A 25,228-nucleotide genomic window follows, 5' to 3' on the forward strand; every position below is an offset into this window, starting at 1 on the left:
CTCCAGCTTGGAAGACCGGACTGTTTTTGCCGCGCCGAACAGGGTGGTTTTTGGAGTTTTTGCTGGCTGGTTTTTCGGCCTGCGGCAGTTGTCCACCGCAATGCTGCTTCTCTATCAATAGTTAGAGAATTTAAGTTAGTAATGTTAGAGGGGTCGCAAACCCGCGCCGTTACTGGCTTTCCGGCGTTTTCGTACTCCTGATAGCACGATAGGCGTACTCCTGATAGCACGACCCCATCCACAGCTTGTCCTGCTGTTATCCCCGTGCCGTCTGCGGCACGGGTCGGAAGGTCAGCAATTCCATGTCGTCCTCGGGAATCCGCACGATGCCCAGCTCGTACCCCGGCAGCGATTGCCGGGCGACCAGCGCCCGCAGGTCGTAGGCAAAATCCGAGAACCGCGTGCTGCTGCCCGACTTGCGGTGCAGATGCCGGAAGTCGAACTGCCAGCCGTATTCCTGCCTGCCACCATGCTTGCGCACCAAGCGGTACAGCCAGCGCTCGATACCGCCCGTGAATCGGAAGTACGTCGGGTCGATGGTCAGCACCAGGGCGGCGTCCAGCACACCCGCATAGAACCAGTCCGGCAGGATCAGTTCGATGCCCAGCGGCGTACCTCTGGCATCGGCCAGTTCTTTCCATTCGTTGATCCACGAGAAGCGGTGCAGGCGCCTCCCGGTCGTCTCGCGGATGGACGTGGCCACCGTGGTCGATTGCAGCCGATCCAGCGCGGCCTTGAGGCGCTGGTAGTCGCGCAGCGACTTGCCGCGCCCGATGAAGCGCAGGATCTCGTAGGGCGTGGCCTGCATCCGCCGGGACGGCTGGATGCCCGCGTCCTTGGCTTCGACGATCTGGCTGGCCGCCCAGATCAGGATGTCGGCATCCCAGATGGTGGCAATACCATGCTCCTGCGTGCCTTCCACGCGGATGGTGATGTTGCCGCTGCGAAAGTCGATCGGTGCTGTGCGCCGCGACTTCGCCAGCGAGAAGAATGGATAGGCCATCAAGTCCTGGGCATCGCGCGGTGCCATATCCTCGCCCGGCAGTGCGCGGAACAGGTCGAGCTGTTCGCGCTGCTGCAAGGCGCGCCCTGGTGGGCGGGACATGGCGATGGCCACCGGCGATGCGCCGATCAGCGCGCACGGCTGTCAGCCGAGTGGTGCTCGGCATATTCAGGATCGGAAGTGGTCTCGAAGCTGCGCGTTTCCGCCCAGGCATCGAGGTCAGCCACGGCGTACATCACACGGCGGCCGAACTTGCGAAACTTCGGGCCACCACCGATGACGCGCTGTTTCTCCAGCGTGCGCGGTGACAGGCGCAGGTAGTCGGCAGCTTCATCGTTGGTGAGATAGCGCTGGGGCTGCGCAGGTGTGGCAGCGGGAGCGGCGGCAGGCCGCAAGGGAGCGGGTCGCATGATGTGAACCTCCATCGGTCGGTAAAGCCCGGCCACACAGCGCGACCGGATGGAGGCAGTCTCAAGAAACGTGGGGTTCTTGCTCAGGGACGTTCTGCAGCGGATGCGAAACGTCCCTCCGCATGCGGCGGAATGGGGGGAAGCTGCGCCAGACGGCGATAGCCGCCGCGCATCAGCCCATCGCCACGGCGCACCAGCCGCCGCACGCGGGCGCGCAAGGCGCTGTCGGCGTGCCAGTCGGCGGCCACGGCATCCACACCAAACAGCCCTTCGGCCACCTCGCGCAAGGACGCGCCCGCGAGGGTCGCGTCCAGCGCCTGAAGCGCCACGGCGAAACGGCGTGCTACGAGGCCATCGTCAAAACGTCATGGGTGAAGCGTAAACTGGCAGTGTCAAGACCGATGAACTCCGATGCGTTGCTGAAATCGTCCGAGTGCGACGGCGGCAATGCACTCCAATGGCATGCCGCGTCGGTCAGCTTGCCGCAGCCCGCGCCAGGCATCATGACCGATTCGATCTGGCACGCACCGCTACGGTGCAACACTGCCGATTCAGACCGAACGGGTCACAGACCAGACCGAAATAGACACAGTGCGCCCCGCTTGGCGGTGGCGCTCAATCGGTGATTGAGCCGTTGTCTTCGGCCAGTTGCAGGTATTCCGACAACCGTCGCACAGGCTGGAAATAGCGATCCCGCATCACCGACTGCTGGCGCGGCCCGACGATGGCGGCCAGGTCGGATAGCTTCACCGTTCCCAATGCAGGCATGCCAATCCCCAAGTCGATCAGGCCGTGGGCAGTATCGCCATCGGCTGGGTCGAGCGAAGCTAGCAGCCAGGTGGCATGCGCATCTGGCGTGAACAGGCGCACCACGGGCAGCGGGTCGGTGTCCTGCCCGGCGGCGCGGGCCTGGCCGTTGGATAGCAGGCTCGTGCGCTCGTCGGCGGTGATGAGCGAGGTCATATCTGTATTCCCACGGATGTGCGGAGCAGCAGAGGCGCTTTCACACCTTCCCACGAAAGCACAGATGCGCAAGCCCACGCATCCGCAGAAGCGTAGAAGCACGAAGGCACATGCACGGAAGTCAGGAAAGACACGGATCAGGCTCTCCGCTTTTGAAGAAGGCCGCCGATGCGGATTTCAGTAAAAGAACAAACAGACTAAATGAACACTATAGATTGTAGCTCTATAGGGTTCAATAGGTTGTCATTCTGGATTTTGGGGAAAGTTCAGAATGACAGCGTTCAAGCCATCGTTGCCCGATGCACTGCGGCGGATCAGAAAGGCACGTGGTTTGAGCCAGGAGGCGTTTTCGGATGTATCCAGCCGAACTTACCTCAGCTCTCTAGAGCGAGGGCTGAAAAGCCCAACATTGAATAAAATTGAAGATGTTTGTGCCGTGCTGGATGTTCACCCACTCACGCTGCTGGTCCTTGCGTATGCAGGTAGTGATCCAAAAAACGTCCACGAACTGATGGATCACATTGCTCGGGAAGTTTCATCGTTTTCCGAGCATCCGAATAAATAAAGGGAGGTGATTCGTGTTCAAAATTACCGGACTGGATAAGCTTCAGAAAAACCTGAAAGATGCGCAGCGCGCCTTGAGTGAGTTAGATGGCGAACTGGGGGTCGTAAACTTTGATCCAAATGATCCCGCCAGCATTGAGGGTGCAATTCAATCGGTCAATCGAATGATCGACGACCGCTTGGGAGAATATTCTTCGAACCCTATCGTTGGCCCTCTCGCAGAACAAATGAAGGAAAAGTATCGGGAGAGTATTCTTGAAAAAGCGGCAGAAGCTAGATTGAAGTCGGACGGGGATGATTGATGGCTCAAGACTTATTCTCGGAAATAAACAATGCAGTTCTAGACTTGCAGTCCTCACAGCTTCAAACCTACGAAAGACCTCTCAAAAAATTGGCTCAACTGCTACGACATCCCGACCTTGAGCCATACAACGCCGAGCTCACGGAAGGTCTCGACGTTGAGGCGTTCATCGCTGAAAGTGAAAAGACCGGGGGCAGCATGGTTGGAAGCGCCCAGCTTGCTTGGCCAGATGACCCCAAACAGGCGCTGGGGTTGACGTTGCTTTTAATCGAGAAGCTGGCGGCAGATCCCGGCTACGCTACCAATTTCGGACACCATTTTTTCTATTCCGGGAAAAAGGTCATTGCTGGAATCCACGCACTTACTGGCCAGCTAATCATTCCCTTTGTGCGGGATTACAAGCATTACATCCAGGCCAAGGGGAGCACGGATGCCATGTTAAAAGCTCAATTTTCGCGCAAGGTATTTATTGTTCATGGTCATGATGATGGTGCTCGTGAAACAGTGGCGCGATTTCTTGAGCGAATCGGGCTTGAAGCCATTATCTTGCACGAACAGGCTAACCAAGGGCGAACAATTATCGAAAAAGTGGTGGCTCACAGTGATGTTGGTTTCGCAGTAGTTCTGCTTACGCCAGACGATGAGGGTTGCGTAAAAGGAGGAACGCCTGAGCCAAGAGCCCGTCAGAATGTGCTTTTGGAATTAGGATACTTCATTGGCCGTCTGGGCAGAGACAAGGTATGTGCTCTCAAACGCGGGACGCTGGAAATTCCAAGCGATTTCGCCGGTGTCGTTTGGGAGACGATGGATAGCGGCGGGGGCTGGAAACAGGCACTTGCGCGTGAGCTTGAAGCTGCCGGTCATAGCATCGACTGGAATAAGGTCATGCGTGCATAGAGTTGTGCCCCGCCGTAATGGGCGGGGCGCGGTGAGCGACTATCAGGCGGCCTTGGGCTTGCTGCGCGACCAGATCAGGTCGTGCGTGCCGTCCTCGTTCTCGATCAGACGGGCATAGATCGTCGCCGGGAACGAAGGATCGTCCAGGGTCACGGACACATAGGGGCGTCCGCCTCGCTGGTCTTCTTCCACGCTGCGCCAATGTCGTGGCCAGCCGCTTGCAGGCAGAAGTCGGGGGCGCTTTCGTTCTCGCCTTTGTCGTTGGCAACCAGCTTGACCTTGACGTTGAGTGTCAGGGTGCGAAGCGTGCCGGTGAAGCCGTCTTTCTCTGCGGTGAAGGTGCCGATGTTTGCCATGATGAATTTCCTTTCGGTTGAACAGGGTTCGCGCCCATCGCGTCCTGTTGTGATCCGACCGGCGGGGGACGGGCTGGCTGCACCGCTTGCGGGCGCAACGCAGTGGAGCGCCTGAAAACGAAAAGAATTTGTCCCGCGAGGAATGCGCGCAGCGCAGGGGGAATTGTTTTCGCTGGAAGGTTGCAGCTATAGAAGACCGGCCACCGCCAGGATTCACATACAGACAGGACGCCTTGGCCCGACCCGCTCCGAAAGGAAACATGGCCGACTCGGCTCCCCGCGTGACGGCTTCACCGGCTTGCGCCCTAACACGGCCAGGTCAATGCCCCAATGACAAAGCAAGAGCGCCCCTGCTGCAGGGGGGGGCTGAAAGGTACTTGGGCGTCTCCACGTCGCCTGATCGAAGGTGGCGGCGTGACAGTTTAGAGTTGTGGATGTCCAACCGGGCGCGGCCACTGCCGCGCCCGGATTTTTGACCACCAGCCCCAAGGCGAAACGGCTTGGGGCTGGTGCTGATCGGGCTGCAAAGCGCCTTGGTCGAAACCAAGGCGCTTGCTTTACGGATGGGAAGATCACGCGGCCAGGGCCTCAGCCTGCGCCTGCTCATTCACCACGACGGCGGCTTCCTCCGGTGCTTCGGCTTCCTGGTCTGCCGCCACGTCTTGCGCGTCCTGCTGCGGGGCTGCGGCACGGAAGATGGCAGGCATCCAGCCGGTGCCGTCCGCCAGCCGTTCGGCTTCGCTGGCAATGTCGCCTTTCTTCAACTTCGCCAGCCGGGTGACGTGCTCCGGTGCGAATTCGCCCACGGCTTCCAGAATCGTGGCCTTCGGTACATGCTGGAAGTAGCCGTCTGCGGTCGGGTGCCACCATGCCGCCATGTCCAGCCCCACGGCCTGCGCCAGCTCCGCGCCGGGCTGGTGCGGTGTGGCGCGGGGCGTCACCACATCGACTGTGGATGCCACGCATACGGCCAGCAGGCGCACCAGTTCATCCTGCGGCTTCGCCAGCAGTGCGGCGAACTGTTCGCCGCTGTCCTCCGGCAAGGCTTCACCTGCTACCTGTTGCAGTTCGCGCAGTGCCACGGCGGCGGGCGATTCCGGCCAATCCGGGGCCAAGCCTCCCAGCCGGTCTTGCTGGGTCAGTTTCACGCCCAGCGGCAGATCGTGGCCGTAGTGGCTTTCCTGCAAGACGGTCTGCACCATGCCATGCACCAGCGAGGCCAGCGCCACCTGCGGATGCCGTGCGACTTCGATTTGCAGCGCGGCGGTACGGTGGGCGCTCAAGCGCTGCGCCAGTCGGTCGGACATGGCGGCGGGCTTGGGTGCGTCGTCGGCTTCCTCGCCTGCGTCGTCGTTCCCAGCTTCGCCTTCACTGCCGAAACCCTGCCGCAAGCGTTCCAAGGTGCGCAGCGCCTTGGCCTCGGCTTCGCGCAGCAGGCCGCGATGAATCACGGCATCGCCGTTGCGGTCGATGGTGACGATGGCACCGGCGGCAGCTTTGACGGCTTCCCCGTAGTCCTGCAAGCCATCTTCCAGCGCCTGCAACTGTTCGCCCAGATGTTCGCCTTCCTCCTGCAAGGCGTCGGCCTTTTCTTCATCGTCAGCGTCCAGTGCGGCATCCACGGCCTCGGCCAGCGCCTGCATCTTGGTTTGCAGCTTCTCGATGCGTTGGGCTTCGCGCTTGTTCGGGCTGCGGCGTTGCCTCGGGGCGCGCTGGAAGGCTTGCAGGTCGGCATGGGTCGTGCCGGGGGTGGCATCCACCCATGCCCAGCCTTCGGCCTTCACCTCGGCGGCAAGGCTGGCCAGCTTTTCCTGCGCCAGCCGTTCCAGCAGCGTGGCATCGGTCAGATACACGCCGCTATCGGCTTCTGCAAACAGATCGCGGCGTGTGCCACCGCCTGCGGCCTCGTAGGCATCCAGCCCGACAAAACGCACCAGCGGATGCCGGTGGGCGTCAATCTCTCGCTCGGTCAGGCGGTCGCGCAGGTTGTGCGGGCTGCGCTGCCATGTGGGCGCATCGTAGAACGCGGTTTCCTGCGCGGCGTGGTCGTCGGTGATGGCAAGGGCCATCAACTGGTCAAGGCTCACGGCCTCGGCCCGGTAGTCGGCCAGCAGCCGGGGCGAGACGTTCGCCAGCTTCAAGCGGCGCTGCACCACCAGCGGCGTGACGCTGAAATCTGCCGCTATGTCCTCGATGGGGCGGCCTTCGGCCACCAGCGCGGCAAATGCCTCGAACTGGTCGGCGGGGTGCATGGCTTCGCGCTGCACGTTCTCGGTCAGGCTGGCGGTGCGGGCGGTGCCATCGGCCACCAACAGGCAAGGCACCTCCCATTCCCTGCTGATACGGCGCCTCTTCGCCAGCAGCTTAAGGGCGGCAAGGCGACGGCCTCCGGCCACGACTTCGTAACGCTCACCGTCAGCGGTCGCGGTCACGATCAGGTTTTGCAACAGGCCGACACGCTGGATGCTGGCGGCGAGTTCAGGAATCGACATGCGCGGGGTCTTGCGGACGTTGCGGCCCGTGGGGCGCGATACCAGCCGCGACAGCGGCACCAGAATCAGATTCTTGCTCGGGTCGGCGGCTTCCAGCAGCACGGCAGGCGCGGCGCTGGCCGTGGCGTGGATGGCTTGGGCTTCGGTGTGGTTGATGGCGTTCATGATGAAAACTCCTTGCGATGATGGAATGCAGCAGCGAATGACGCGGCAAGGGTTGCTGCCTGCCCCTGCCGCGCAGGGAAATCAGGCTTTCAACTGGCGCAGGCCATCGGCCAGCAGCCACAGGGCGCGATTGAGGCGAATATCGGAATCAATGCCCTGCACCGGACGGGTCTGCTGGCGGCGTCCGTTGGCGCTGCGCCCATGCAAACCACCTTTGGTCAGGTTCTCTTGGGTGCGGTTGACACGCTCCACAAGTCCGGGCGGCGGTCGTCGAAACGGCGCGGCATCAGGATTTGCGATTCGGTGATGGGTGCGGGCTTGTCCGGGTCGTCGTACTTGAGCGACAGCGCAGCGCGGGCGAATACTTCGGCCTCGCCTTCGTCCAGCGTGATGGCCTGCATGGATTCGCGGGATTCCAGCGCACGGTCAAAACCGTGCAGTACCTGATAGGCACCTTCGATCACTTGCCCGGCCACGTCGCCCTTATGCGACACGCGCACATCGGCCACGGTATCGCCACACACCAGCCCATTGCTGCACACGAAACGGAACATTCCGGCCAGCATCTGGTAGCTGCTGGTGCCATCGTGCGAGTTCAGCAGGATGATTTCGTTGGCTTCGCCTCGGGCATTGATCTGGCTGGCGTGGCGTAGCCGGATCATGTGCTTGGTGTAGTCGCGCCGGTCTTCGTGGCGGGTGCGGGTCTGCGTCACCATGAAGGGCTGAAACCCTTCCTTGCGCAGTTCGGTCAGCACCGTGGCGGTGGGGATATAGGCGTAACGCTGTGAACGGCTTTCGTGGGGCGCTTCCGCAAAGATTGACGGGGCCACGCGGTGAATTTGGTCATCGGACAGCGGGGAATCGCTGCGCAGTACCGGGGAACGGGAAGCAAAACGGGATGCGAGTTGCATGGTCTTTCTCCTGACGAAAAGGGTTTGCTGTTCAAACCGCACACCGGATTCCTAGATTCGGAGCCCAGCCTTTCGGCTGTTCGGTGCGGTTGGCACGAGGAACCCGGTTGGCCCTTTTGCCACCGTCTTTCCTGAGTTCATCGCCCGCGACGGTCAGGAGCCCTCGGACGTGGGCCGTCAAGGAGCAAAGCGGCAGGTAGGTGCGGCCCGCAGGCGTAGCCGAGGACACGGCCTGGCGCGCCTTGACGGCACGCGGCCACGGGCTACAGTCGCGAGCAAGGTGATGGAGTTAGGAGAGACGGCTGGACATGGCAACGGCCGCCACGATGTGCAAACCGCACGCAAGCGAAGCGCGCAGGCCCGAAGCTGGAAGCCGGGCCGGAGGCGTCAGGGATGTGTAAGGCTGGCGGAAGCCAGTCCCGTCAGGGATGAGCGAATAGCGAACCTGGAGCAGCGTGGTCCGCCAAGTGGAGACGCCAACGAGATATTGATTTATTATTTGTTTTGCAAGCAAATGTTGCTGAAGAAAAAACACGGAGGTCTTAATAATGATCGTCAGTATCAGCCGCCTTAAACAGTTCGGTATCTTCAGCGACTTCAATGGAACGAAGATTCAGAAGTTTGGCCGATATAACCTCGTCTACGGTTGGAATGGAACAGGCAAGTCAACTCTATCGAATCTATTTTCTTGCTTTGAGCTCCGCTCGATGGTTCCGCGCTTTAGTGCGGGCCAGTTCTCGGTCGTTTTGGAGAACGGATCAACAATCACGGAAACCACTCTCCCCGCATCCCAATTAAATATCCAAGTGTTCAATCAGCGTTTTGTGCACGAGAATATTGATTGGGATAAATCTGTAAAGAGCATCCTTCTTATTGCGAAAGAGAAGATTGATGACCTACAGAAACTGGAGAAGCTAAAAGGTGATCTTCAGAAAGCAAAGAAGGCTCACGACGAGAAGCTAAGCGATATCAGGAAGCAGCGTGATGCCCTAGATAAGTTCTTAACCAACGCTGCGAAGAAGATGAAGCTGGGGCTTCAGGCAATCGACACGAGCGATAGCTACTACTTGAATTACGATCGCCGCAAGCTCTCTAGCTTTATTCAGAGCAACGGTGAGGCCGTTACTAAGGCCGAATCGGTTCTCCCAGACGATAAGGTCATTGACCTTACTAACGCCGCCAAGCCAGATCAGTTGCCAAGCATCACGTTCGCCTCAATAGTTATTGAGCCGGATTATCTCAAGAAGGCGGCAACTCGCATAAGGGATTTGATTGGGACTACAGCAGTAAATCAAGCCATCCAGCGGCTGACTGAAAACCCGGACATCCGTGACTGGGTTCAAACCGGCTTGGAAATCCATAAGACCCACGACTCAAAATCCTGCGAGTTCTGCGGCTCTCCTTTCACCCAGCTTCGTGCCGAGGCGCTCGCCGCCCACTTCAGCAAGGAGTTCACGGATTTTCAGAATCGGCTTCAGAGCGCCGCAACTTGGATTGAATCTCAAGGCGCTCCAACCAATCAGTTGCCTGCAGTGACCGAGTTTTATAAAGAACTGTCCGCTGAGGCAGAAAAGCTCCAAAATGACTACGCAACTGCTGCTGAGAAGATCGACCAGCAAATGGACGTATGGCGGGAAGCCCTGAAAGCCAAGATCACAGACCCTGCGAAGACAGACATTCAGATATCTGACGTGGTTGAAGGCGATGTCGCCAATTTCAATGACATCCTGAAGTCAATTGTTGTTCTCGTCGGAAAGCACAACAATAAGACTTCAAACTTCAAATCGGAAACCTCAAAAAGCAAAGTGGCACTGGAACTTCATTTTGCTGCGGCTGAGGTGCAAGAATTTGACTATGCCGGAAGTGAAAAAAAATGCAATGAACTTGAGGCAGAAGCAAAGAACGACCACAAGGAAATTGAGAGGATTAGTCAAGAGGTTGGAGCCATAGAGGCACTGCTCTCGAATGAAACGGTCGGGGCGAAGGAGTTCAATGACATCTTGCATCGCTTCATTGGCCGCTCTGAACTTTGCCTAAGCTTCGATCAAGAGAAGAAGGGTTATGAGATCATCAGAAACGGGGTTGGTGAGCATGACGGCAATTTGAGTGAAGGTGAAAAGACTGCAATTGCGTTTGTCTACTTCATCACTAAACTCAAGGAAAACGGAAACAACATCAAGGACACGATCGTCGTCGTTGATGACCCGGTGTCAAGCTTTGATTCAAATCACTTGTTTCATGCCTATTCGTTCTTGAGAACGCAATGCACTGATGCAAAGCAGCTTTTTGTGTTGACCCACAACTTCACCTACTTCAAACTGGTGAGAGACTGGTTTACTGGCACAAATAGGAACCGAGTTAATAAGGGCAAGGCTGAGAACTGCTTCTTTTATCGCTTGGATGCACCGCCTGGCTCTCCCCGTCACTCCCTACTTGTTGATGCCGACGACTCTTTGAAGAACTATGGCTCGGAGTACCACTACATATTCAGAAAACTCTATGAATACAGGGCGCATACGACTCTTAACCGGGACGAGGCATTCTTGACGGCGAACCTCGCACGCAAGCTCATTGAATCCTTCTTTACATTCAAATATCCAAAGCGTAGAAGTGATATTAGTCAACTAATGGATGTTGGCTTGAAAGACTGCACCATCACGACACCGGAACTTAAAGAAAAGATCTATCGTTTTATCAACAAGTATTCGCATAGCGATGTTATTGAGATAACAGAGGAGTCTGCAGAGAACTTGGCTGGCGAAAGCCACAGCGTCATTGGGCACATCTTCCAGTGGCTGGAAGAGGTGGACAAGAAACATTACCACGAGATGATTCAGGTGGCGACGGCCTGAGCATCAGCCCCGCCAGGGCCATAGTTGCGTCACGAGGCGCAGCAAAAAAGGCCGAAGCCCCTTGGACTAGATCAGCCCACACTCGGCGAACGATGCCGTTGCGTTGCTGGCAATGATGATGTGATCGAGCACGCATACGTCCACCAGCCCCAGCGCTTCTCTGTGCCGCAGAGGCTCGGATCGGGGCTTCCGCTCGGGTGGTTTTGCGAAATTACGACCGCCTCCGCATTGAGCCGTAGCGCCTCCTTGACCACTTCGCGTGGATACACCGAAGCACCGTCGATGGCACCGCGGAACATCTCCCGGTATTCGATCAACCGGTGGCGCGTATCCATGAACAGCACCGCGAACACCTCATGCTCGAAGCCGGACAGCTTGGTGCGCAAGTAATCCTTAACCGCCACCGGCGAAGTGAACTCGGCCCCGCGCTGCATTTTCTGGTCGATGACCTGGCGCGCAGCTTCCAGAATGTCGTCGGCCGATGCCGGCAGATAGCGCCCGTGCGCGTCACTCACCAGCAGCGAGGAATCGAACGAAGGAAAGGACAGTTGCGACATGATCGTGCTCCGGTTGCTCGGGCGGAATTGCCCGGAACCGTGTTTAGCTCGGCGCAGCGCAAGCAGTCAGGGGCGCAGCTGGCCGCCAGGGCGCAAGCGCGTGTAGCCCTTGACGGCGAGAACACCGTGATACGGTGAAGGGAACAGCAAGACCGCCTACACCCGCTCACTGCACACGCTCGGTTTTGGAGCAAGCGAAGCGCGCAGCCCCGAAAGGGCCGGAGGCGTCAGTGATGGAGGCCCGACAGGAGCGAGGCTCGCGCAGCGCGACCGCAGCATGCCGGGACGCCCGACTGTTTGGGACAGGACTACTCGTTGTCGGTTTTGCGCTGCTCGATCTGCAACTGTGCCCGCTGCGTTGCCTGTTGCAGCCGTTCCGCCAGCACGCCCCTCGGCGGCAAGGCGGTCAGATACTCGGCAACGTGGATGCCCGACTTGTCCAGCTCCAGTAGCTCGATCTGTTCGCGCTTCTTGCCGGTGCAAAGGATGATCCCCAGCGGAGAGGCTTCTTCCGGCTCGCGCTCGTGCTTATCCAACCAGCGAAGGTAAAGCTCCATCTGTCCCTTGAACGCCGCCTTGAAGTCACCGACCTTCAACTCCACAGCTACCAGCCGCCGCAGCTTGCGGTTGTAGAACAGCAGGTCGAGGTGAAAATCCTCGCCGTCAATATGGATGCGCTTCTGCCGGGCGACGAATGAGAAGCCCGCGCCCAGCTCCAGCAGGAAGGACTCCATTTCACGGATGATCGCCGCTTCCAAGTCGACTTCCTGCCAAGTGTCCCGCAGGCCCAGGAAGTCGAGGATGTACGGGTCGCGCATGACAAGGGCCGGCGACATTCGCTGCGCATCGCGCAGGATCCCCAACTCCTGCGCGATGGCTTCTTCCGGCTTTTGGGAAAGCGCCGTGCGCTCGTACAGCATCGAGTCGATGCGCTCGCGCAGCGTCCGCACGCTCCAGCGTTGGGTACTGGCCATCTGTGCGTAGTAATCCCGCTGAAGCGGGTCTTTCAGCGGGATCAGGGCGATGAAGTGCGTCCAGCTCAATTCTCGTATCAGTGATACGAGAATCTGCTCGTCGGGGAAGGTGGCGGCGAACTGCACCATGCGGCGCAGGTTCTGCTCGGCAAAGCTGCTGCCGTACTCCTTCACCAACTGCGCCGCCAGCGTGGGCAGCACTTCCTTTCCATAAGCGCCCCGGCGCCCGTCCAAGACCTGCGTATGGATGCGCTGGCCGATACGCCAGTAGAGCATCGTCAGCTCGCTATTCACCGTCGAAGCGGCGCGCTTGCGCGCCGCTTCGATCAGCGCCCGAATGTCGCCCAGCAGCGCTGCCGGCGCGGCGGGCGAAGGAGTGGATACCTTGCGCCTAGTCATGCGGTCGCCTCGGCTGGAGGTTGCTTGGCGCCGGTGATCGTCTTGCGCCGGTTCGCCACCAGTTCGGCCGCCTCGCGCACCGGATCATCCTCGGTATGCACATAACGCATGAACATCACGACGGTCTTGTGCGCCGTCAGCGCCATGCCGACCTTGACTGGGATACCTGAATTGGCGATGTCGGTCGCAGAACGATGGCGGATGCCATGCGTCCCTACATGCGTCGCGCCCGCCGCCTTGAGCGCGCGGCACCAGCCGCCGTAATACTCGCCCGTGGTCAGGTGCTGCTCCGAATGGCGTGGCGACGGCAGCACATAGGGATTGCCTTCCAGCTTCGGTGCCGTCGAAAGCAGCTGATAGGCTTCCTCGCTCATGGGCTTTGACATGCCGCCGGTCTTGCTATCGGGCCACACGACGCGCCGATTCTCCAGATCGACCCATTCCCATTCGAGCGTGACGATTTCGGAGCGGCGGGCAGCGAACTCGAATTGCAGGCGGATAGCCAGAGGGATGACGTAGTTCTCAAGCCCTTCGGCCTCGATTTTGTCGAGCTGACGGAACAGCTTGCCCATGTCGTCGTCGCTGATGAGATGGGTGGACTTGCCGGCAGGGAACATCGGGACATGGCGGCAAGGATTGGTGCCGTCTGGCCGATAGCCCCACACCTCCGCCATGTTGAACATCTTGCGCAGGATGCTGAACGCCTTGTTCGCCTCGGTCTGCTTGTATGAAAGCTTCTCCATCAGCCCGGCAATGTCCGGCCGCTTCACGTCGTGAACCTTCTTGCGACCCAACAGCGGGATGATGCAGCGGTTGATGACGCCTTGATAGCCGACTCGGGTGCTGGGCTTGTTGCGCCTCTTGGAGTAGTCCTCCATGAACTTCTTGCACAACTCCTCAACGGTGGGTGCCCGGCGCGCCTCGGCCTTGTCCGCTGCCGGATCGCTACCCCGGCGCACCTGAGACAGCCATTCCTGTGCCAGCGAGCGGGCCTGTTCGACGGTCAGCTCGCCGAACAGGCCCAAGGCCGGCTTGCGTCGCTCGCCAGCATTGGTTCGGTACTGGAGCATGAACACCTTGCGACCGGCCGGGGTAATCTTGCACAGGAAGCCGGGAACGAGGGTGTCGCGCAGCTCGATGGCTTGCGCTTGGGGTTGTGCCGCATCGACTGCGGACTTGGTGAGCTTGATCTTAGCCATGAAGACTCCTCGGAAAGACCCGATTCCCAAGAGCCTCGTAGGAGCCAGTAGAAGGGAAGCCGGGTCAAGTTTCAGAAAGCACCGGCATATGTTGAACTCACCTAACCTATTGATAAACCTGCTGTATCTGGCTGTGTCTTAGTCCAGCAAAGTACGGTGCTGGAGTCATCCTGAAATAAAAAACCCGCCTATCCGTTGCCCTGGGGAACGCTTCAGCTCCGGCCGCGGCTGGAGGAGCCGCCGCCGTCGCGGCTTTCGGCATCGCCGCCGTCCTCGCCGCGCCGGCCGGAGGCTCCAGCGGGCTTCTCCAGCTTGCCCAGGACCGAGGGCGTGCCTTCGAGCTTGTTTTCGCGCATGTATTGGTCCATTTCCTTCCAGCCCGCGAAGATCTGCGCCTTGGTGGCTTTCGGGTTCAGGGTGAAGCAGTCTTCCAGCCCCCGCAGCGCATGCCGGCAGGCACCGCCGATGGCCTTTGCTTCGGCATCCTTCTGCACCACACGCGGATCGGGCCCGAGCCCGGGAATCTCGCAGCCCGACAGGAGCAGTGTGGCGGCCAGGCAGGCCGCGAGCCACGGGAGGCGCCCGGCGGGCGAACGGCGGAGGGGAGGGCTGCGGTGTGGCATCTTCCAACCATTATCGGCAGGTGGGCCGGATCATTGAGGATCCCCTGCACCGGCCCTGATGAAAAGCAAAAGGCCTCCGGATGGGAGGCCTTTTCTTCGCGCCGGCGGAACCGGGTCCGTGGAACGCGATGGCGCGCGGGAGGGGGTCAGTCGCGCTCGCCACCCATGATGCCCAGCAGGGCCAGCAGGCTCTGGAACACGTTGAAGATGTCCAGGTACAGCGCCAGCGTGGCGCTGATGTAGTTGGTCTCGCCGCCGTCCAGGATCTGCTTCAGGTCATACAGCATGTAGGCACTGAAGATGCCGATGGCCGCCACCGAGATCGCCATCATGCCGGCCGAGGAGCCCAGGAACACGTTGATGACCGAGCCGACCAGCAGCACCATGGCGCCCACGAAGAGCCATTTGCCCATGCCCGACAGATCGCGCTTGATCACGCTGGCGAGGCTGGCCATCACGAAGAACACACCTGCGGTGCCTGCGAAGGCCGTCATCACGAGGTCGGTGCCGTTCTTGAAACCCAGCACCATGCCGATCAGGCGCGAGAGCATCAGGCCCATGAAGAACGTGAAGCCCAGCAGCACGGGCACGCCCGCCGCGGAGTTCTTGGTCTTCTCGATGGCGAACATGAAGCCGAACGCGCCGCCCAGGAAGACGATCAGGCCCACGCCGCCACGCAGCGACTGCGTGATGCCGGTGGACACGCCGATCCATGCGCCCAGCACGGTGGGCAGCATGCTCAATGCGAGCAGCCAGTAGGTATTGCGCAGCACTTTCTGCCGCTGCTCCTGCGAGACGCCATATCCCGCGGAGTCCAGGACCGTGACTTGATCGTTCATCTTTTATCTCTCCCTTTGCCTGTTGAGGCCTGCACGACGCAGACCGGCAAATTCTAGGTGGTGCCCTCCAGCCACCTTTCAAATACCCTCTCGCACTCCCGTACTTTTAGGATGCAGTGTTTTGCCGTGCACAGGGCTGAAGGCCGGGGCGCCAGCCGGTATGCTGGCAGACGCTTGGCGTGCCGGCCTACGGCACGCACCGTGTTCGATTTCTCTTTCCTGCTTCCTCATCCACCCCTTCCGGAGTTCCATGAAGACCAAACCCGAGCTTGAATTCGCCGACGTCAAGAAGATCGCTGCCGCCGCGGAGGCGGAGGCCCTGCGCAATGGCTGGGCGGTGACCATCGCCATCGTCGACGACGGCGGCCACCTGCTGTCGCTGCAGCGCCTGGACGGCGCCGCGCCGATGTCGTCGCACATCGCCCCCGCCAAGGCCCGCACGTCGGCCCTCGGCCGCAAGGAGAGCAAGGCCTACGAAGACATCATCAACGGCGGCCGCACGGCGTTCCTCACGGTGCCGTTCGTCGATGGCCTGCTCGAGGGCGGCGTGCCGATCCTGAAGGACGGGCAATGCCTGGGAGCGGTGGGCGTCAGCGGAGTGAAATCCACCGAGGATGCGCAGATCGCTCGCGCCGGCATCGCCGCCATCGGCCTCTGACGCATCGGGGCCCGGGCCCCCTTCTCGACGAGGACAAAGAAAAAGCCGGCCTCTTCGGAGGCCGGCTTTCTTGCGTTGGAGCGTGGGATGAAAAAGAGCCTGGCTACGCGGGCGAACCGTTGGCTGGCCAACACGACCCGGCGGGCACTGAACGGCGCCCGGGAGTCGCCCCACGATGAAACCTATTTGGTGAGGATCAGCTTGCCCAGCTTGGTGGTCTGCAGGCGATAGATCGAGCCGTTGTGGAAGATCGCCACCGTTTTCTGGCCCTTCAGCAACTCGCTGCTGTCGACGGCGGGTGCCGACGATTGCCGGGCGTCCGCCTGCGGGTCATGGAGGCCCGCGGAACCGAAGAAGGCAGCGGACGTGGGCAGGATGGACAGGCTGGCGTGCATGGGATGGATCCTCGGTGCGTTGGCAATTGGTTAATGATAACCATTCTCAAATGATCGTCAATACCTGCCCTGGCCTTCTTGCAAGAAATTGTCTTACTGCGGATCGGTCACGAAACCGATCTTGCGCACGCCCGCGCGCTGCGCCGCCGACATGGCCTGCGCCACGCGCTCGTAACGCACTTCCTTGTCGCCGCGGATGTGCAGGTCCGGCTGCGGGTCCTTGGCCGCCTCGGCCTTCAGGCGCGGTTCGAGTTCATCGTCGCCGATGGTGGTCTCGTTCCAGTGGTACTTGCCGTCGGCGGTGATGCTCAGCCGCACGGTTTCCGGCTTGATGTCCTCGCGCTGGTTGGAAGCGCGGGGCAGGTCCACCGGCACGGCATGTTTCATCACGGGCACGGTGATGATGAAGATGATGAGCAGCACCAGCATGACGTCCACCAGCGGCGTCATGTTGATCTCGTTCATCACCTCATCGGCGTCGTCCTGGGTTCCGAAAGCCATGGCGCATCAGCCTTTCTTCATGGGCAGGACCTTGCCTTGGTCGCCGGGCGCGCTGACGCGGGCACCGGTCACGAAATAGGCGTGCAGATCGTGCGCGAAGCTGTTGAGGTTGTTCAGGATGGACTTGTTGCCGCGCACCAGGGCGTTGTAGCCCAGCACGGCGGGGATGGCCACCGCCAGGCCCAGCGCCGTCATGATGAGTGCCTCGCCGATGGGGCCGGCCACCTTGTCGATGGTGGACTGGCCCGACGTGCCGATGGCCACAAGCGCGTGGTAGATGCCCCAGACGGTGCCGAACAGGCCGATGAACGGTGCCGTCGAACCCACGGAGGCCAGGATGGCCAGGCCCGATTGCAGGCGGGCGGTGAATTCGTCGATGCAGTTGCGCAGGCTCCGGGTGATCCAGTCGCTCACGTCCAGGCTGTCATGGAGGTGGGCTTTGGTGTTGCGGTGGTGGGCCGTGGCTTCGCGGCCTTCGAGCGCCAGATGGCGGAACGGATTGGAGGCGTCGCTGCCCAGCTTGTCCATGCCGGCTGCGAAGTCCTCGCTGTGCCAGAAGTCGCGCGCCGCCCGCGCATGCTTCTTGAACTTGATGATGTCCATGGCCTTGATGAGGATCACGATCCACGAGGCGAGGGACATGCCGAGCAGCAGCACTGCGACAGCACGGGTGACGAAATCACCCTGGATCCAGACGTTGGCAATGCCGAATTGCGATTCCATGAAAACTCCTGAAGCTTGAAAGGTATTCGAAACGTTTATTCGAGAACGAAATTGACCGGGACGAGGTTCCACATCGTCTCCGGCACGCCATTGCGTTTGCCGGGCACGAATTTCCAGCGCATGACGGCATCGACCGCCTGGCGGTCCAGGCGCTCGTAGCCGCTGGATTTGTTGATCTCGACCTTCTGTGGCTGGCCGTCGGTGCCGATCAGCACGCGCAGCACGACCTTGCCCTGTTCGCCGAGCCGGCGGCTGATGGCCGGATAGGTGGGCTTGGGATTGTTCAGGTAGGCCGCGTCGCTGGAGGGCAACTCGATCTTGGGAGGCGCCGGAGGGGCGGGAGGTGCAGGGGGCGGAGCAGGCGGCGCCATGGGTGCGGCGATCGGCGGCGCGGGCGGCTGGGGCTCGGTGATGCCGACCGGCGCATTCGGGGCCGGCGCGGGATCGGGGATCGCCACCGGCATCGGGGCCGGGCGTGGCGCGGGCGTGCGTGGCGCGGGCTTGGGGGGTGGAGGGGGGGCCGGCTTGGGCGGCGGCGGCACGGGCGGGGCGGGCGGTGCCGGAGGCGTGATGAACTCGCTCAGGACTTCGGCGGGGACGATGATCTCGGCGGCCTTGCGCATCAGCCCGGACTGCAGGGCCCACAGGCCTGCCACGTGCAGCAGTACGACCGAGCCGGCGATCACCGCATTGCGGCTCACGCCCTTGGAGGAGCCATAGCGATCAAACTGGGACATAGGAAAGATATCTGCCGGCGCAGGGAACGGGGCCGCACGCGCCGGTGAACTGGAGAACCAGCAGGAGGGAGGAGGGGTTTACTTACGGAAGATCCACCACATGGACCCCACAACGAAGATCAGGCTGCCAGCGAGGACGTAGAACAGTTCCATGCGTTGCTCTCCATGATGGATTTGGCAAGCTGGATCGTCTGCGGCGCGGCTTCCTTGTGCAGGGCCGCAACCGGATGCGAAACACTGCACTGTGCGACGACATCCCTGGCGCACGATTCGCAGCGGCCACATTGGGTGGCAACGCCGAGTTCGAACTGGATTTCATCGAAGCTCATGCCCGCATGCGCATGGCGTGCGATCTCGCGATCAGAAACCCGACGGCATACACAAACGATCATGGGACGGCAGTGGTGGCTGGCTGTTTATCGATGAATCATTATAAATGCGAATTCATCGCATTTGCAATTCATTGGATACGCCCATTGTAAGAAGTTCCGCCAGACGATAACCGTGATGCTGTATCGGAATCGGTCTTCGCTCCATGCGGCCCAAAAAAAAGCCCGGCGCGGGCCGGGCTTTGAATGGATCCGTGAACCTGGCGTTCGAGAGGATCCAGGAGACAACTGCTGTGGCAGCGCCGGGCTCAGCGCTTGCGGATGGCTGCCGTTGCGGCGGCGGCTGCCGCGTTCGTGGCGGTAGCGGCCGTGCTGGCTGCCGTGTTGGAGACGGCGTTGAAGTTGGCTTCGGCCACGTCATTGGCCTGCTTCACGGCCTTCTGGACGGATTCGAAGGCGTTGTTGGCTGCGGAGACGGCGCTCTTGAACACGGCCACGCCGGTTTCGGTGCCGGCCGGAGCATTCTTGGCGGCGCTGTCCACCAGGTTGCTGAAGTTGCGTTGCACTTCGGCGGCCTGTGCTTCGAGGGTGCGGCTGAATTCGGCCGTGGTGCCCGAGGCGATTTCGTACAGGTGGCGGTTGTAGGCAGCGGTCTTTTCAGCCAGGGGCTGGAAGAAGCTGGCTTGCAGCGACAGCAGTTCCTGGGCGTCCTTCACGGACAGCAGGGCCTGGGTATGGGTGGCGGCTTCCGACAGGGTGGCGCGCGAGGCGGTCACGTTCAGTTCGACCAGCTTTTCGACGCCTTCGAAGGCCTTGTTCGTCAGGCCGAACAGGGTGTCGAGGTGGGCCTTTTGGGAAGCGATGACTTGTTCTGGGGTGAGCGACATGGTGTATCTCCTCGGGAAGTTGTCCTCGTCGGACGGATGGTGGACCAGTGCTACACCCGTTGCATGTTGCAGTGCAGCATGGACACGATTCTAAAAACTTGAGCGAGGGATGCAAGCGTTTTTGCTGCATTGCAGCATTTTTAGAGGCGGCTCCCCAAAACCGGCCTCCGTGCAGCGCGTCCCGGGTGCGAAGGGCCGCTGGCAGAATCTTTCCATGACCGCATCGCCCTCTGCCGAATTTGCCGCGCCCCGGCGTGGACCCGAAACCCGCGACCGCTACCCCGTCTTCCGCGCCATCACCACGCGCTGGGCCGACAACGATGTCTACGGTCACGTCAACAACGTCGTCTATTACAGCTGGTTCGATACGGCCGTGAACGCCTACCTGATAGAGCAGGGCGCGCTCGATATCCATGCCGGGGAGACCATCGGGCTGGTGGTCGAAACGCAGTGCGGCTACTTCGCGCCGCTGGCCTTCCCGCAGACCATCGAGGCCGGGATCCGCGTGGCACGCCTGGGATCGAGCAGCGTGCGCTACGAGGTCGGCCTGTTCGCCCAAGGCGAGCCCCTGTCGGCAGCATCGGGGCATTTCGTGCATGTGTATGTCGGGCGCGCCGACCGCCGCCCGCGCGCCCTGCCCGACGTACTGCGGCGCGTGCTGGAGCCGCTGCGCGTGCCGGCGTCCCCGGGCGCGGCGGACTGAACGATCTGCCCACGGAAAAAAGCCCGGCGGGCGCGCACGCGCTCCCGCCGGGCTGGCCGGACCGGTGGCGGGCCCCGCCGATGGGGCGCCGCCGGCCTGACTTCAGGGCTTGAAGGTATCGCCCAGCACCACGCCTTCGCGGCGGGGGTCGGCGCCGCCTTGCAGGACGTTCTCGCCGTTGCGCCGCACGCGGATGATGGTCGCCGTTCCGCTCGACTGCGCCGTGGTGGACACCGTGTGCCCCAGCGCGCGCAGGCCGGTGATCAGCGGATCGTTGTTGCCGTTGTTGCTGGTGTTGACGTTGGGATGCTCCCCTCCGACCGAGGTGGTGGCGCTGTTGCTGGCTCCGAAGTCCACGAGCGAGGTGGCCTGCTGTGCGTCCAGGCCCCAGTCGAGCGCGCCCACCACGGTCTTCACCACGTACTGGATGATGGTGCCGCCGCCCGGCGATCCCGTGCCCATGAGGAATTCGCCCATGCTGCCGTCGGCCGCTTTGCGGAACACCAGGGTTGGCGCCATCGAGCTGCGGGGGCGCTTGCCGGGCTCGACCCGGTTGGCGACCGGCAGGCCGGCGGCATCGGTCGGCGTGGCCGAGAAGTCGGTGAGCTGGTTGTTCAGCAGGAAGCCCTGCGTCATGTGGAACGAGCCCATGCCGGCTTCCACGGTGGTGGTCATGACCACGGCGTTGCCGTCCTTGTCGACGATCGTGAAGTGCGTGGTGCCGCGTTCCTCGATCGGCACGACGCCCGCGGCGCTGGTGCCGAAGTCGCCCGCTGCCGCAGTGCCCATGCTGCGGGTGGTGCTGATCAGGTTGGCGCGGCTGCGCAGGTAGCTCTTGCCCAGCATGAGGGCGGGCGAGCCGCCTGGCAGGGACACGAAATCCGTGTCGGCGATGTACTTGTCGCGGTCTGCATAGGCCAGGCGTTCGGCTTCGCTCACCAGGTGCACGCCCATGACCGTCGGCTTGCCGCCTTCGATGTCGATGGCCGTGGGCTTGTGGGCGGAGAGGTCGAAGTTCTCCAGGATGCCGAGCGCGGACGCCACGGCGATACCGCCCGACGACGGTGGCGACATGCCGCACACCCAGTATTCGCGGTAGGTGGTGCAGACCGGGTCGCGGCGCTTGGCGCGGTAGTTGGTGAGGTCGCTCAGTTCCGTAAGGCCGGGGGTGATGGCCACGGCCGGCGAGCCGCCGCTCGTGGCCTTGATCTTGTTGACGATGCCTTGCGCGATGGCGCCGTTGTAGAACGCGTCGGCGCCGTTGCGCGCGATGGACGATAGCGTGTCGGCATATGCGGGGTTGCGGATCACCGTGCCCAGACCCTTGGGCGTGCCGTCGGCATTGAAGAAATAGGCCACGGCCTCGGGGTCGCGCGAGAGACCGGTGGTGGCGCCGGAGATGGCTGCCGCCATGCGGCCGCCGATCTGGAAGCCGTCGCGCGCCAGTTGTTCGGCGGGCTGGAACAGATCGCCCCAGGTGGTCTTGCCGTGGTCGCGGTGGGCCAGTTCGAGCATGCGGACGGCGCCCGGCGTGCCGATGGAGCGGCCGCTGGCACGGGCGCCGCCGGGCTGCGGCGCGGTGCGGTCGGTGTCGCTCACCCAGCGCAGGTAGTTCTCGGTGGCGGCGGCCGGTGCGGTTTCGCGGCCGTCATAGGCCTGCACCTTTTTCTGCGCCGCGTCGTAGTGGAGCATGAACGCGCCCCCGCCCAGGCCGGAGGATTGCGGCTCCACCAGGCCCAGCACCATCTGCACGGCCACCGCCGCATCCACGGCCGATCCGCCCTTGCGCAGCACTTCGCAGCCCGCGCGCGATGCGAGCGGGTTGGCCGTCGTCACCATGTACTGCTTGGCATGCACGGCGGTCTTGCCCACGCGGTAGCCGGAAGCCGGCTCGGGTGCTGCAGGGTCGCCGGGCAGGCCGGAGCCGACGGTGACCAGGCCGCTGTCGCTCGTGACGGCACAGGCGCCGTCGGTGCTGACCGGCGCGGAGGCGCTGCCGCCACCGCTGCCGCCGCAGCCGGCCAGCGCCAGCAAGGCGGCGGTCAGTACCGCGGTGAAGCTCCAGGCGGGCCGGACCAGGGAAGGGGTTTGGGACGTGCAGAGTGGATTCATCCGGAAACACTTTCTTGTGAAGGAAACGGAAACGGGGATGCAATGTAAGCGCGTGTTGCGCCGTCGGCGCCGCATAAGCATATGCGCCTGCGGCGCAGGGCTCGCTTTCGTTGCCGGTAATGCGGTCCGTGCAGCGGAACCTGCGCAATGCTTGGAACGGACCAGGGGGCGTGCAGGACCTCTGTGGGATTGCAAGTTCTGCACCACGCGCGTGCCCCACGCAGGTGCGCGCTTGGTGACACAATGCCCAAGTCGCTCCGCGGCCCCAGCAGCTCCCCCTCTCTCCGCGCCACCGCCTCCCGGCGCCGCGCCGTGCCGATGCCTCCGCCATGATCATCACCAGCCTGCTCGACACCGACCTGTACAAGTTCACCATGATGCAGGTGGTGCTCCACCAGTTTCCCGGGGCGCAGGTCGAGTACCGCTTCAAGTGCCGCAATCCGGGCGTGCAGCTCGCTCCCTACGCGGCGGAGATCCGCGAGGAAATCCGGGCGCTGTGCAGCCTGCAGTTCCAGGACGCCGAGCTGCTGTACCTGCGGTCGCTGCGATTCATCAAGAGCGATTTCGTCGATTTCCTCGGACTGTTCCGCCTCAACGAGAAATACATCACCGTCACGCCGCTGCCCACCGGCGAGATCGACATCCGCATCGCCGGGCCCTGGCTGCACACCATCCTCTTCGAGATCCCGGTGCTGGCGATCGTGAACGAGGTCTACTTCCGCAACACGCAGAAGGCGCCCGACTTCCCCGAAGGCCGGCAGCGGCTCGACACCAAGATCGCGCAGTTGCAGGGCGAGGGCCTGGGCGAACTGAAGATCGCCGATTACGGCACGCGCCGCCGCTTCAGCGGCGCATGGCACGGAGAAGTGCTGCGCGCGTTGATCGCCCGGCTGGGCACGGGCGAGCGCCGCACCGACGGCAGGGCGGGCCCGGGCCAGTTCGCCGGCACCAGCAACGTGCTCTATGCGATGAAGCTCGGCGTCACGCCGCTCGGCACCATGGCGCACGAGTATCTGCAGGCCTGCCAGGCGCTGGGGCCGAGGCTGCGCGACAGCCAGATCTACGGCTTCGAGATGTGGGCGCGCGAATACCGGGGCGACCTGGGCATCGCGCTGTCGGACGTGTACGGCATGAGCGCGTTCCTGCGCGACTTCGACCTGTATTTCTGCAAGCTGTTCGACGGCGCGCGGCACGACAGCGGCGACCCCTTCGCCTGGGGCGAGCGCCTGCTGGACCATTACCGCCGCAACCGCGTCGATCCGCTCACCAAGACGCTGATCTTCAGCGACGCGCTCACCGTGCCGCGCACGATCGAGCTGTTCCGCCAGTTCCATGGCCGCTGCCAGCTCGCCTTCGGGATCGGCACCAACCTCACCAACGACCTGGGCTGCACGCCGCTGCAGATCGTCATCAAGATGACGCGCTGCAACGGCCAGCCCGTGGCCAAGCTGTCCGACACGCCGGGCAAGGGCATGTGCGACGACGAGAAGTACCTAGCCTACCTGCGCCAGGTGTTCGACGTGCCCGCGTCCGCATGACCTCCGCGGCGCGGCGCCTTCCGGGCTGCCCGCCCGCCTTTTTCCCACCGCCTTTTCTTCACCCTCCACTGCAGGAAACCGCTCCATGACCCGACCCCGCATCCTCGTCGCCCGTGCCATCTTCCCCGAGGTGGTGGACAAGCTGGCCCAGCACTTCGACGTGGAGTCCAACCCCGAGGACGTGATCTGGACGCCCGCGGAGCTGGCCGCGCGGCTGGCCGACAAGGACGGCGCCTTCACCACCGGCAGCCAGCGCATCGACGCGGCGCTCATCGCGGCCTGCCCGCGCCTGCGCATCGTGGCCAACATGGCTGTGGGCTACAACAACTTCGACGTGGATGCGCTCACCGCCGCGGGCGTGCAGGCCACGAACACGCCCGACGTGCTGACCGAAACCACGGCGGACTTCGGCTTCGCGCTGCTCATGGCGACGGCCCGCCGCGTGACCGAGAGCGAGATCTACCTGCGCCAGGGCCTCTGGAGCAAGTGGAGCTATGACATGTTCGCGGGCTCGGACGTGCATGGCTCCACGCTCGGCATCCTGGGCATGGGCCGCATCGGCCAGGGCATCGCGCGCCGAGGCGCGCACGGCTTCGGCATGAACGTGGTCTACCACAACCGGTCCCGCCTCTCGCCCGAGCTGGAAGCCGAATGCAAGGCCCGCTACGTCGGCAAGGAAGAGCTGCTGCGCACGGCGGACCACCTGGTGCTGGTGCTGCCCTACACCCCGCAATCGCACCATGCGATCGGCGCGGCGGAACTGGCGCAGATGAAGCCCACGGCCAACCTCATCAACATCGCGCGCGGCGGCATCGTGGACGATGCGGCGCTGGCCCAGGCGCTGCGCGAGCGCCGCATCGCCGCCGCGGGCCTGGATGTGTTCGAGGGCGAGCCCAAGGTGCACCCCGACCTGCTCACGGTGCCCAACGTGGTGCTCACGCCCCACATCGCGAGCGCCACCGTGCCGACCCGCCGGGCCATGGCCCACCTCGCGGCCGACAACCTGATCGCCTTCTTCGGCGGCCGCGGTCCGCTCACGCCGGTGAACACGCCCCGGCCGCGCTGAAGAAGGCCTGGCCCCGCAGCGCAGGGCCTGTAGAGCCGTTTCAAGCCCGGCAGCCTCCATGCCGCCGGATTTAT

At 62.4% G+C, this 25,228-nt stretch carries 23 protein-coding genes and 4 pseudogenes; 8 read left to right on the top strand and 19 right to left on the bottom strand.

Features of this window, described 5'->3' with window-relative positions; all coding sequences use genetic code 11:
• Nucleotides 1-256 precede the first annotated feature (256 nt).
• The 4 genes and pseudogenes from BM144_RS06600 to BM144_RS06615 all read right to left on the bottom strand — a co-directional run bounded on the left by BM144_RS06600 (nucleotide 257) and on the right by BM144_RS06615 (nucleotide 2,376).
• The gene (locus BM144_RS06600; protein WP_217644328.1) at nucleotides 257-1,105 is read right to left on the bottom strand and encodes a replication initiator protein A; all 849 of its coding nucleotides are present in this window, start codon (nucleotides 1,103-1,105) and stop codon (nucleotides 257-259) included.
• A 26-nt stretch (nucleotides 1,106-1,131) separates the two neighbouring features.
• Nucleotides 1,132-1,413: a helix-turn-helix domain-containing protein gene (locus tag BM144_RS06605; RefSeq protein WP_003462972.1), complete on the bottom strand. Its 282-nt coding sequence runs from the start codon at nucleotides 1,411-1,413 to the stop codon at nucleotides 1,132-1,134.
• A gap of 83 nt (nucleotides 1,414-1,496) precedes the next feature.
• A pseudogene (locus BM144_RS06610) lies at nucleotides 1,497-1,736 on the bottom strand (DNA -binding domain-containing protein); the annotation flags it as partial.
• A 292-nt stretch (nucleotides 1,737-2,028) separates the two neighbouring features.
• Nucleotides 2,029-2,376, bottom strand: a complete 348-nt coding sequence (locus BM144_RS06615) for a DUF2958 domain-containing protein (protein WP_092950524.1) — start codon at nucleotides 2,374-2,376, stop codon at nucleotides 2,029-2,031.
• A 271-nt stretch (nucleotides 2,377-2,647) separates the two neighbouring features.
• Here BM144_RS06615 and BM144_RS06620 point away from each other — a divergent pair, with 271 nt between their 5' ends.
• Genes BM144_RS06620 through BM144_RS06630 form a run of 3 tightly spaced genes read left to right on the top strand, consistent with a single transcriptional unit; the run spans nucleotide 2,648 to nucleotide 4,138 of the window.
• Nucleotides 2,648-2,941, top strand: a complete 294-nt coding sequence (locus BM144_RS06620; RefSeq protein ID WP_092950525.1) for a helix-turn-helix domain-containing protein — start codon at nucleotides 2,648-2,650, stop codon at nucleotides 2,939-2,941.
• Between the two features lie 13 nt (nucleotides 2,942-2,954).
• Nucleotides 2,955-3,242 (top strand): YuaX family protein, encoded by a 288-nt coding sequence (locus BM144_RS06625; protein WP_028624774.1) that lies wholly within the window; start codon nucleotides 2,955-2,957, stop codon nucleotides 3,240-3,242.
• On the top strand, nucleotides 3,242-4,138 hold the full coding sequence (locus tag BM144_RS06630; RefSeq protein ID WP_092950526.1) for a TIR domain-containing protein: 897 nt from the start codon (nucleotides 3,242-3,244) through the stop codon (nucleotides 4,136-4,138). The genes BM144_RS06625 and BM144_RS06630 overlap by 1 nt, the downstream gene beginning before the upstream one ends.
• A gap of 42 nt (nucleotides 4,139-4,180) precedes the next feature.
• Here BM144_RS06630 and BM144_RS06635 read toward each other — a convergent pair.
• The 3 genes and pseudogenes from BM144_RS06635 to BM144_RS06645 form a co-directional block, all read right to left on the bottom strand.
• Nucleotides 4,181-4,494: pseudogene (locus BM144_RS06635) on the bottom strand (DUF736 domain-containing protein).
• A 572-nt stretch (nucleotides 4,495-5,066) separates the two neighbouring features.
• Nucleotides 5,067-7,151 (bottom strand): ParB/RepB/Spo0J family partition protein, encoded by a 2,085-nt coding sequence (locus BM144_RS06640; protein ID WP_092950527.1) that lies wholly within the window; start codon nucleotides 7,149-7,151, stop codon nucleotides 5,067-5,069.
• Between the two features lie 81 nt (nucleotides 7,152-7,232).
• A pseudogene (locus BM144_RS06645) lies at nucleotides 7,233-8,062 on the bottom strand (DUF932 domain-containing protein).
• A 548-nt stretch (nucleotides 8,063-8,610) separates the two neighbouring features.
• Here BM144_RS06645 and BM144_RS06650 point away from each other — a divergent pair.
• Nucleotides 8,611-10,914 (top strand): ATP-binding protein, encoded by a 2,304-nt coding sequence (locus tag BM144_RS06650; protein WP_092950528.1) that lies wholly within the window; start codon nucleotides 8,611-8,613, stop codon nucleotides 10,912-10,914.
• A gap of 66 nt (nucleotides 10,915-10,980) precedes the next feature.
• Here BM144_RS06650 and BM144_RS06655 read toward each other — a convergent pair.
• From BM144_RS06655 to BM144_RS06675, 5 genes and pseudogenes are all read right to left on the bottom strand, one after another.
• Nucleotides 10,981-11,471: pseudogene (locus BM144_RS06655) on the bottom strand (JAB domain-containing protein).
• 308 nt (nucleotides 11,472-11,779) lie between these two features.
• Complete coding sequence (locus tag BM144_RS06660; protein WP_092950529.1) at nucleotides 11,780-12,844, bottom strand: PDDEXK nuclease domain-containing protein; 1,065 nt, start codon at nucleotides 12,842-12,844, stop codon at nucleotides 11,780-11,782.
• Complete coding sequence (locus tag BM144_RS06665; protein ID WP_092950530.1) at nucleotides 12,841-14,043, bottom strand: tyrosine-type recombinase/integrase; 1,203 nt, start codon at nucleotides 14,041-14,043, stop codon at nucleotides 12,841-12,843. The genes BM144_RS06660 and BM144_RS06665 overlap by 4 nt, the downstream gene beginning before the upstream one ends.
• 212 nt (nucleotides 14,044-14,255) lie before the next feature.
• A complete protein-coding gene (locus BM144_RS06670) occupies nucleotides 14,256-14,666 on the bottom strand; it encodes a hypothetical protein (RefSeq protein WP_092950531.1) in 411 nt (136 codons plus the stop codon).
• Between the two features lie 146 nt (nucleotides 14,667-14,812).
• Nucleotides 14,813-15,505: a Bax inhibitor-1/YccA family protein gene (locus BM144_RS06675; protein WP_092950532.1), complete on the bottom strand. Its 693-nt coding sequence runs from the start codon at nucleotides 15,503-15,505 to the stop codon at nucleotides 14,813-14,815.
• Nucleotides 15,506-15,755: 250 nt separating this feature from the next.
• Between BM144_RS06675 and BM144_RS06680 the strand changes: the two genes are divergently transcribed.
• Entirely contained in the window at nucleotides 15,756-16,163 is a 408-nt protein-coding gene (locus tag BM144_RS06680; RefSeq protein ID WP_092950533.1) for a GlcG/HbpS family heme-binding protein, read from the top strand.
• A 182-nt stretch (nucleotides 16,164-16,345) separates the two neighbouring features.
• Here BM144_RS06680 and hemP read toward each other — a convergent pair whose 3' ends face one another.
• The 6 genes from hemP to BM144_RS06710 all read right to left on the bottom strand — a co-directional run bounded on the left by hemP (nucleotide 16,346) and on the right by BM144_RS06710 (nucleotide 19,735).
• Nucleotides 16,346-16,558 (bottom strand): hemin uptake protein HemP, encoded by a 213-nt coding sequence (hemP, locus tag BM144_RS06685; protein ID WP_092950534.1) that lies wholly within the window; start codon nucleotides 16,556-16,558, stop codon nucleotides 16,346-16,348.
• Nucleotides 16,559-16,651: 93 nt separating this feature from the next.
• A complete protein-coding gene (locus tag BM144_RS06690) occupies nucleotides 16,652-17,059 on the bottom strand; it encodes an ExbD/TolR family protein (RefSeq protein ID WP_092950535.1) in 408 nt (135 codons plus the stop codon).
• A 6-nt stretch (nucleotides 17,060-17,065) separates the two neighbouring features.
• On the bottom strand, nucleotides 17,066-17,782 hold the full coding sequence (locus tag BM144_RS06695) for a MotA/TolQ/ExbB proton channel family protein (protein ID WP_092950536.1): 717 nt from the start codon (nucleotides 17,780-17,782) through the stop codon (nucleotides 17,066-17,068).
• A gap of 35 nt (nucleotides 17,783-17,817) precedes the next feature.
• The gene (locus tag BM144_RS06700) at nucleotides 17,818-18,519 is read right to left on the bottom strand and encodes an energy transducer TonB (RefSeq protein WP_092950537.1); all 702 of its coding nucleotides are present in this window, start codon (nucleotides 18,517-18,519) and stop codon (nucleotides 17,818-17,820) included.
• A 119-nt stretch (nucleotides 18,520-18,638) separates the two neighbouring features.
• Nucleotides 18,639-18,911, bottom strand: a complete 273-nt coding sequence (locus tag BM144_RS06705) for a (2Fe-2S)-binding protein (RefSeq protein WP_092950538.1) — start codon at nucleotides 18,909-18,911, stop codon at nucleotides 18,639-18,641.
• Nucleotides 18,912-19,156: 245 nt separating this feature from the next.
• Complete coding sequence (locus tag BM144_RS06710) at nucleotides 19,157-19,735, bottom strand: phasin family protein (RefSeq protein WP_092950539.1); 579 nt, start codon at nucleotides 19,733-19,735, stop codon at nucleotides 19,157-19,159.
• Nucleotides 19,736-19,949: 214 nt separating this feature from the next.
• Between BM144_RS06710 and BM144_RS06715 the strand changes: the two genes are divergently transcribed.
• Nucleotides 19,950-20,438 (top strand): acyl-CoA thioesterase, encoded by a 489-nt coding sequence (locus BM144_RS06715; RefSeq protein ID WP_092950540.1) that lies wholly within the window; start codon nucleotides 19,950-19,952, stop codon nucleotides 20,436-20,438.
• A 102-nt stretch (nucleotides 20,439-20,540) separates the two neighbouring features.
• Here the strand turns inward: BM144_RS06715 and ggt are convergent, their stop codons facing one another.
• Nucleotides 20,541-22,550, bottom strand: coding sequence for a gamma-glutamyltransferase (ggt, locus tag BM144_RS06720; protein WP_092950541.1), 2,010 nt, complete (start codon nucleotides 22,548-22,550; stop codon nucleotides 20,541-20,543).
• A 329-nt stretch (nucleotides 22,551-22,879) separates the two neighbouring features.
• On the opposite strand from ggt, the gene pncB reads away from it, so the two are divergent.
• Both pncB and BM144_RS06730 read left to right on the top strand, forming a co-directional pair.
• Nucleotides 22,880-24,088 (top strand): nicotinate phosphoribosyltransferase, encoded by a 1,209-nt coding sequence (gene pncB, locus BM144_RS06725; RefSeq protein ID WP_092950542.1) that lies wholly within the window; start codon nucleotides 22,880-22,882, stop codon nucleotides 24,086-24,088.
• A gap of 85 nt (nucleotides 24,089-24,173) precedes the next feature.
• A complete protein-coding gene (locus tag BM144_RS06730) occupies nucleotides 24,174-25,154 on the top strand; it encodes a 2-hydroxyacid dehydrogenase (protein ID WP_092950543.1) in 981 nt (326 codons plus the stop codon).
• The last annotated feature ends 74 nt before the right edge of the window (nucleotides 25,155-25,228 follow it).

The sequence above is a fragment of the Paracidovorax konjaci genome (assembly GCF_900112675.1).
In the GTDB taxonomy this organism is placed as follows: Bacteria; Pseudomonadota; Gammaproteobacteria; order Burkholderiales; family Burkholderiaceae_C; genus Paracidovorax; species Paracidovorax konjaci.